This is a genomic window from Asanoa sp. NPDC050611, assembly GCF_040654855.1.
GTDB lineage: Bacteria > Actinomycetota > Actinomycetes > Mycobacteriales > Micromonosporaceae > Asanoa.
In genome coordinates, this window is record NZ_JBFAIU010000499.1 from 1 (window position 1) to 4010 (window position 4010).

2 protein-coding genes are annotated in these 4010 nt (G+C 68.0%); one reads left to right on the forward strand and one right to left on the reverse strand.

Going from position 1 to position 4010, the window contains the following annotated elements; genetic code table 11:
• Window positions 1–770: 770 nt before the first annotated feature.
• On the forward strand, window positions 771–1601 hold the full coding sequence (locus AB0H87_RS39040; protein WP_360157975.1) for an SdrD B-like domain-containing protein: 831 nt from the start codon (window positions 771–773) through the stop codon (window positions 1599–1601).
• A 504-nt stretch (window positions 1602–2105) separates the two neighbouring features.
• Here the strand turns inward: AB0H87_RS39040 and AB0H87_RS39045 are convergent.
• Window positions 2106–3608, reverse strand: a complete 1503-nt coding sequence (locus tag AB0H87_RS39045; RefSeq protein WP_360157978.1) for a right-handed parallel beta-helix repeat-containing protein — start codon at window positions 3606–3608, stop codon at window positions 2106–2108.
• Window positions 3609–4010: the final 402 nt, after the last annotated feature.

The following is a 4010-nucleotide window of genomic DNA, read 5'->3' on the forward strand; positions in this document are numbered from 1 at the left end:
TGCGTCCACTTGGCGACCAGGCCGACGAGCATCGACAGCCCGTTCATGGACGCGTGGACGACGTCCGCCTCGACGGCGGGCGCGGACAGCGGCCGAACAGCAGCAACTCCAGCAACTTGGTCCAGGTCGTCCACGTCGACGGGGACAGGCGGGCGAGGGGCTGCCAATCTTCGGAGGACCCAATGGTCATGGCCGCGCTAGAGCAGCGGTTCAGTCCCCGACGCAGAGTTGCTGACCAGGGGCAACACACCTGATCTTGCGCAGTTACGGCATGTATCCCGCCATCGATAGCCCCTGGGGCGCCTTTGGCGTTTTACCAGCTCAAAGCGCGGGTCTCGGTGCGCTTGGGGATGCGTTCGGCCCGTCGATGTGGGGTTCGAGCCTGCGCACGACGACTCGACGCGATGGGCGCAGCCTCGCCAGCAACCGCGACCGCCGCAATCACAAAATGCGTCCGCGGCGAGGGCCACCGGATTCCCGCGACATCGCACCGAGACGACCGCCGCGATTCGTAAGCCAGGGCCAGGTGGCGAGCCGGTGCGAAGGGCCGAAGTGGTCGAACGGGGGAATGCGACCAGCGGTCCAACGTGCCGTCTCCGTAACGCCATCGGGATTGTCGACGCTGGATGAGTGGGGACAGTGGGTCTCCAGCGTGGCCCTCTCCGTCCGGGGAGGGCCGTGACCTTCGACGCGAGGAACCTATGCGAACTCGTTTCCTGTCCCGTTCGATCCGACGTACGTTTTCCACCTCTCTCGCCACCCTCGCCTTCGTGGGCGTTGCGGCGGTTGGTCCCGCCGACGCGGTGGCGGCGGGAAAACTCCAGCCCGATTTGCTCGTCGACCTGATGATGACCGACGTGCTCAACCCGGCGGAGGGCGAGACCTTCTACGCCCAGATCGACATCCGGAACTACGGCAACGGCGCATCGGGTCCGATTAGCGTCACCGTGTCGGTGCCGGCAGGGCTGCAGACGGCGACAGCGTCGGTCACGAACGCCGGCTGGGACTGCGCGGTGTCGAACACGACGAGCTACACGTGCTCGTACCCGGAGCTGGCTGCTAGCGGTCGGGCCAGCCGGCTGAACGTGCCGTTCATCGTGGCCGGCGCGGCGCCAGGCAGCACTGTGCCGATCACGACGACCATCACTCCACAGAAGCGCGAAGCGAACACGGATAACAGCACCGGTTCCGTCACGGTCGCGATCTCCGGGACCTGCGTCATCCGGGGTTCGGTATGGCAGGACCTTGACCGAGACGGGCAGCGCGAGGCGGGTGAACCCGCCATCGGCGGGGGCCCGGACGGCGCGTTGAACGTGCGTCTCTGGGTACGGCAGGGGCAGGCCATTGGCGGCGGCTCGACCACCGTCAACCCGGACGGCACGTGGTCGATCACCGCCCGCACTGAACTGCTGTACGAGGTCCGGCTGGAGGCGTCCAGCGCGTACGGCCGGACCGTCGCCGATGTGGGTGACGACGCCACCGACTCGGACATGGTGACCTCGTACCAGTTCGAGCCCACTCTCCTCGTTGCCAGTGCGGAGTTCAACGCCGTGCACGGCGGCGATTACGTGGTCGATGCCGGCCTGGTCACGCAGAGCTGAGCGGGTCGCCGCCCGCCCGAGACAACTCGGGCGGGCGGAGGCCCAGACGTAGCGGCCGGTTCAGCCGGTCGGGGTGATGTAACCCGCGGCACGGGCCGACGAGGAGTGTCCGGCCCTCCCCGGCGGTGCTGACGCCTCGGCGGTGGGGCACCGACCGCCGGCGGCATGCTCTTCGCCACTTCGTTCGTCAACAACGTCAGAGCCCGACTCGGGCGGGTCCGGCAACCCCCACGCGGGTCATCATCTCGGCTGCCGTTCCATGCTCGTCAGGAACGGTTCGAACCTGTGCCATGATCGGTTACAGGCGCCGGATCCGGACGGGTGCGACGGTCACGAACTGGCCCTGAGCTGCGGAACGCGGTTCGGATTCCACTCGCACCCAGGTCGAGCCCTGTCGGGACCACTCAGTTGATCGGATCCGGTTCCCATGCATGGCCTGACTCGCCGGAGGCACCGCGCAGTGAAGGCGGACCCCCGTGGGCCCGCCTTCACTCGTCGTCAGGTCTAGCGCTTCATCGGGACCGTCACGGTCGTCTGGCAGGTGGCGGTGTTGCCCGCCGGGTCGGCGGCCTCATAGGTCAGCGTGTAGACGCGCTGGCGTTGGTACCGTTCCGCCCGCAACTGACCCGATCGGTCGTCCGTGCCGGTCGCCCATCCTTGGATGTCGGCGAGCACGTCGTCCGCGCCCAGCCCTTTGTCGGCTTGGTTGCTGACGACGGAGACCAGCGTGACAGTCACGGAGCCGGAGTTGTCTCGAGCCGAGATGTCAACGGCGATCGCACGCAGCGTGTGGTCCGGTGGCCACAACGTGTTCGGGCTCGCGGCGCACGTGATCGTCGGCGGGACCGTGTCGGCGTCGCCTGGAAGCTTCTCGTCGGCGCCGATGTCGACGGTGGCGACGCCGTCGCCGTTGCCGTCGATGGGGCGCGCGTCGCCGTCGATGTCGATCGTGGGGGCGTCGGCGTTCGTGCCGGCGTCGACGGCTGGCCCGAGCCCGATGTGGAAGTCCCCACCGGCGGCGTCGACGAACAACGGGTCGGCCGAGATGTTCCCGTTGGCGCCGGTCTGATCAGGGCAGCTCCCGGCGTACGCGGGCCCCGTGCCCCTGTTGTAGACGTCGTTGAACCGGATGATCGGAAGGGTCGGGTCGTACGAGCCGTCGCATTCGAACACGGCGGCTGTGCCGTCGCCGGCGAGGATGTTGTTGACGAAGGCGGTCTGTGCGTAGAACCCGGTGGCGTACGCGGCGAGGCCGTTGTTGGCCTGGTTGGCTGCGACCGTGTTGTTGTAGACGAGCGGACCACGGACCCCGAGCGGCACCGACACGTACATGCCGCCGCCTTGCGCGCCACGGTTGCCGGCGATGATGTTGTTGGTGATCGTGGCGTCGGACTGGTTGACCAGCGACATGCCGCCGCCGATCCAGCCGACGTTGTCCTTGATCACGTTGCCGTCGATGGTCGGCGTGCCGGCCGCGAACAGCGCAACGCCACCGGCTCCGCTCCCGTGTGTGTTGCCGGTGATCATGTTGTTGCGCAGCTGGACTGTGCCGGCCCCGACGATCGAGACGCCGGCTCCCCCGACACCGCCGCTGCACCAGTCCTGACTGTTGCCGACGATCAGGTTGTCCCGGATCGTCGCCGCGGAGAAGCTGGCGTTGATCGCACCCTCGCCGCAGGAGCGGTTGTCCGTGATCGTATTTTGCTCGATCAGCGCGGGACCGCCGGACGTGTCGATCGCCCCGTCGGTCGAGCCAGACGCTCCGCCGTTTCGCACGGTGAAACCGCGCAGGACTGGTATCTCCCCGACGTTGACGAACATGCGCACGACGGCCTCGACGCCGTTGCCGTTGATCGTGGTTGCGGCGGCGCCGGACTCACTCTCGACGGTCACCGCCTTCGAGCGAAAGTCGATGGTCTCGTTGTACGTCCCCGCCGCGACGAGCACGGTGTCGCCCGCCGCGGCCGCGTCGATAGCTGACTGGATGGTCGGATAGGTCTGCGGCACGTGTAGAACCGTCGAGGCGGCCCCGCTCGCCGGGGTCGGGGGTAGCAGCCCGAGGAACACCGCGACCCCGACCGCCGGGGCGAGCAGCGGTGCCAGACGGTGGACGCTCGGTCTCGGATTCGCTGTCCTGTCTTCGGCGCGCATCTCGCTCCCCTTTCGAACTCCATCTGTTCATGCGCTTCCCGGGCCCGGCACAGCGCTTTCCCGTAAACCACCGACACAGGCGGCTTACTTGATCGGCCCCACGGAATCCCACGTCCGCTGGTGGACCCGCCCCTCCGCGAGAGGCGGGTCCACCCGCATGCCGTTGCGGTTAGCTTTCGCTGAAAGGAGGCCCGGTGGACGTCCTGGTCATCAACGCCGACCTCGGCCCGCTCCACCGGGTCAGTCTGCGGCACGCCG